This is a genomic window from Streptomyces niveiscabiei (assembly GCF_001419795.1).
GTDB lineage: Bacteria > Actinomycetota > Actinomycetes > Streptomycetales > Streptomycetaceae > Streptomyces > Streptomyces niveiscabiei.
This window is the reverse complement of sequence record NZ_LIRL01000313.1, coordinates 1-4,213: the sequence shown is the minus strand read 5'-3', so window position 1 is coordinate 4,213 and position 4,213 is coordinate 1. Positions and strand designations below refer to the sequence as shown.

Below are 4,213 nucleotides of genomic sequence, written 5' to 3'. Positions count from 1 at the left end.
CCTCCGCGACGCCCCCGCCCGCGCCCGCCACTGCGGCAGCAGCCCCGCCTCCAGCGCATGCCGTACCGCAGCCCCGGCCACCTCGGTGGCAAGGCCCTGCCCCCGGGCCTCCGGTACGGTGAGGACGCAGAGGTGGGCGACTGCGGTGGGCCAGAGCGCGTACCCGGCGGCGGCGAGGATCCCGTGGGTGGCGAACACGGGTGAGTCGGTGTCGGCGAGGCCGCTCTCGGCGGCGTCCTCGTCGCCCACGGCCTTGAGGAGGGCTCGGACCGCTTCGGGGGACGCGGACTCGCTTGTGGTGCCCCGGAGGCCGCCGGGCGGCAGGTAGTCGAGCGTTGCCGGGCCGAGCACCTCATCGCCTGCCCGCCGCAGCGCCTCGACGTCACCCGGTACCCGTCGCGCCGTGTCCTCGTCCGGCGCTGTGATGAGGACCGTGTCCCCGATCCGCACCGCCCCGACCCAGGACGGCGGACACAACCGGGAACCCGGCGAGACAACCACCCGTACCCCGCCGGCGGGCGGAAAGCGGGCCCCCGCCAGTTCCTCCCACAACTCCCGGACCCGGCCCAGCAGCGCGTCTTCAGGCATCCCCGGACTGTACCCACCGCACCACAGCCGCCGCGGCAACCCGCGCACCGCCGCTCCCGAAGCGGTCCAGCAGCCCGGTGGCCCGCCCCTTGCCCATCCCGGCGACGGCGTCCGCGACCCGGCGGGCGAACCGGCCGTCAGGGTCGCCGCTCAACTCCCGCAGCGCGGAGGTCAGTACGCCGGCCATCTCCGGCGCACCATCCCCGAAGTCGACGGCGAGCCCGAAGTCGGCCCAGTCGACGAGCCCGTCGCAGTAACCGTGCGCGGCGACAACTTCGGCCTGCTGGGCCTGGGTTGTGTTGGTGGCCGGAAGGAACACGGTGGGCACCCCGGTCGCGCCGGCGTCGTAGATGTTGCCGAGCCCGGGCGTCATGAAGGCGTACGGCGCGTCGCGCAGGAGGTCGAGGACCTCGCCGCGACGGTACGTCCCGACGGTCACCCCGCTGACGGAGGAGGCCAGTTCACGCGCGATGCCCTCGCTGGTCACGACGAGGACGGAGCACGACGCCGGTACGGCGCTCCGAACGCCTTGGACGACGAGCCGCGCGTACGCCTCGACCTCGCCGGTCTCCCAGAACGGATTGCACAACCCCCCTAGATTCACGACGACTTGACCCCCAACGCCAGCCGGCCCACCGCCGGTCCACCCACCACCGGGCTCCACCAACGGCGGCACGACGACGCTCCGCGCCCCCGCCAACTCCGGCTCCCCGGCGACCCGTTCGCGCACCCCGAAGAAATCCTGCGCGAGGTACAGCACGCTCTCGTCCCGCACGACGGGCCACACCCAGGGCCAGAACCAGGCCAGCGCGTCGTACACGGCGACCCGGAACCCCGCCTGACGGGCGGTCAGCCCGAACGCGAAGTCCATGGATGTGAGGACCGCGTCGTACTCCCCGGCGAGCCCGCGCAGCCGGTCGAGGCAGGCCGCTTCGGAGAGGCCGGTGACGTCATGGACGGCCGTGTACGGCGGCCGGTGCTGGAGATCGAGCGTGTGGCCACCCCCGACGTACCCCAACTCGGCGCCGCACGCGAGAAGTTCCTCGGCGAGTACCGCCGAGGCGGCGGCCGGCCCGAAGCCGAAGGCCTCGGCGTTGAGAAGGATGCGCGGTCCGTCGCCCATCAGGTCCCCCTACCTCATCACGCACGCCACCCGTACGCTGAGTACGCATGCAGTAACTGTACGTCAAGCGACGGCACTTCACTGGGGGAGTCGATGAATTCACCCGCACGAGCAGGCACCCTCCCGGCCCCGGGGGCGACGCTCTACTACGAGGTGCGCGGCACCGAGGGCCCGCCCCTCCTCCTGCTCGCGGGCGGCAACTCGGACGCGGCGGTGTTCACGGCCCTCGCGGACGAGCTGGCGACGGACCACCTGGTCATCTCCTGCGACCCGCGCGGCAATTCACGCAGCACCCTCACCGGCCCACCGGTGGACCAGCGGATCGAGGAGCACGGCGAGGACATCGCCCGCCTCCTCGACCACCTCGTACCGGACGAGCGCGTACGGCTCTTCGGCAGCTGCTCGGGCGCGCTGGCGGCCCTGCACTTCGCGTCCCTGCACCCGAGCCGCGTCGCGGCCCTGATCGTCCACGAGCCGCCCTCGCTGCGGCTGTTGCCGGACGCGGACGACTTCCTCGCCCTGGTCGACAGGGCCCGCGAGACGCTCCACGAGGAGGGCGAGGCCGCCGCGATGGAGACCCTGTCCGCGCTCTTCGGCGGACGCCCGGCCCCCGACCTCCCGGAGGCGCACGACAACACGCGCTTCTTCCTCGCCCACATGCTGCACCCCTCCTCCACCCATCTCCCCGACCTCGCCGCGACCGCCCCGATCACCGGCCGCCTGGCGATCGCGGGCGGCGAGGGCTCCCGCGACCAGAGCATCCACCGCCCGGCCCTGGAACTGGCCGCGCAACTCGGCCTGGAGCTGGCGGAGTTCCCGGGCGGTCACGTCGGATACGCCAGGTATCCCCGGGAGTTCGCGGACCGGCTGAGGTCACTCATGACGGACCTCAGCGGCTGAGCAGTACCTCCAACTCCCGCACGGTGTCGGGGTGTCGGCCCAGCAGCGCCGCTCCCCGTACCTCCTCCGCCCGCCAGGGGTCGTCGCACCCGAGCAGCCCGGCCAGCGCGTCGCAGGTCGCCGGGTGCGCGGCGAGGAGCGTCGATGTCGCCGCCCGTGCCGACGGCAGCACCGCCTGGTCCTCCCGCCACGGCGGCGTCCACGCGTCCAGCGCGGGCAGCCGCGCCGGGAAGAGCCGGTCGGCCTCGCGGATGAGCAGCGGGGCGAGTTCGGCGCCGCTCGCGCGCAGGGTCGTCACCAGCGTCGGCAGCCACGGCAGCAGCACCGGGTCGGGCAGCCGCGCGAACGCGTGGGACACGGCCTCGACGACGAAGTCCGCGAGCTGCGGCACCGGTTCGAGGGCGTGCAGGAAGCCGCTGAGGTAGCGCGGGTAGGCGGGGACGACGAGCGGGCTGGACAGCAACGCGTCGCAGCGCGCGGAGAGTTCGGCACGCGGGAGGGTGCCGAGGTGGGTCTGCGCCGCCCACAGCAGGGCCGTCTTCGCGGTGTCCTCGGGGTGCGACTGCCCCACGGCGAGTTCGAGTTGCGTACGGTCGCAGCCGAGGGACAGCGCGAGGCTCTCCATGCTGAACAGGAAGCCCAGCATCGCGGCGACCTGCCGTACGGTCGCGTCCTCGTCGGTGAACGCGGTCGGCAGCAGCGTGCAGTAGTGGGCGTAACCGGTCTTGACGAACGACTCGATCCACGCGGGCAGCGTCGGTTCGCCGGTCCGGTAGTACGCGAGCAGGCGGCGTACCCGGCGCAGCACCTCCGGCGCGCCGTCGACGCCGCGCTCCCGGGAGAGGACCTCCAGCGCGTGCGCGCCGAGTTCGTCGGCGAGGCGGCGGCTGCGCAGGTAGAGCGTGGCGTCCTCGACGGCTTCGAGGACGGTCGCTGCGGTGGCCTGCGGGGCGTACGCGGTGCGGCGCAGCCGCTGTTCCAGGACCTGTTCGACGCTGACGCCCTCGTAGCCGAGTTCGATCAGCTCGCGCTGGTGGGTGCCGAGCGCGAGGTCCCAGGACTCCTGGATCGACCGCTCGCCGAGCGTCCGCTCCCCCATGATCGGCCGCGCGGCGCCCCGCGGGAGCAGCTTGCGCAGGATCCACAGCACGTCGGAGCAGGCGGCCAGTTCGGGCCGGCCGGCGATGTCCAGCAGGGCGCGCTGGACGCCGCGTTGCTGGAGTTTCAGGTTCAGCGGTACGAGCCTGTCGTGCACGTCGCGGGCGAGCGGCGGCAGCGCGTCGTACCCGACCTGTCCGATCCGGTCGCCGCCCATCATGATCTCGACGAGCCTGCCGACGTCCCGCCGCCCCGGCACCGCGTCCTTCTCGATGCAGGTGACGGCCGCGTCCTGGAAGTCGTACGGCGTCGGCTTGGCGCGGTCGCGCATGCCCGCGAGGAGGATCGACGTCTCGAACACGGCGATGGCGTCGGCGGTCGAGGCGAGGTACCCGTTGCGGCGCGCGGCGTGCACGATGTCGACGGACCAGCCGAGGAGTTCGGCCTCGTCGAGCGGGTCGAGGGCCGGGGGCCGCTGGAGGAAGCCGGTGAGGCGGTCGGGGG

At 73.3% G+C, this 4,213-nt stretch carries 4 protein-coding genes; 1 reads left to right on the top strand and 3 read right to left on the bottom strand.

All coding sequences use genetic code 11. From position 1 onward, the window contains the following. Positions 1-588: GNAT family N-acetyltransferase (locus AOK24_RS16320; RefSeq protein WP_055720806.1), on the bottom strand; the 588-nt coding region annotated here is incomplete at its 3' end. Continuing rightward, positions 581-1,711: a hypothetical protein gene (locus AOK24_RS16315; protein ID WP_055720805.1), complete on the bottom strand. Its 1,131-nt coding sequence runs from the start codon at positions 1,709-1,711 to the stop codon at positions 581-583. The genes AOK24_RS16315 and AOK24_RS16320, both read right to left, overlap by 8 nt. A 93-nt stretch (positions 1,712-1,804) precedes the next feature. On the opposite strand from AOK24_RS16315, the gene AOK24_RS16310 reads away from it, so the two are divergent. After that, positions 1,805-2,611 carry an alpha/beta fold hydrolase gene (locus AOK24_RS16310; protein WP_055720804.1) on the top strand — a complete coding sequence of 269 codons (807 nt, stop codon included), beginning with the start codon at positions 1,805-1,807 and terminating at the stop codon, positions 2,609-2,611. On the opposite strand, the gene AOK24_RS16305 is transcribed toward AOK24_RS16310, so the two are convergent. After that, a partial coding sequence (locus tag AOK24_RS16305; protein WP_240553955.1) for a DUF5682 family protein occupies positions 2,601-4,213 on the bottom strand: 1,613 nt, incomplete at its 5' end. The genes AOK24_RS16310 and AOK24_RS16305 overlap by 11 nt on opposite strands.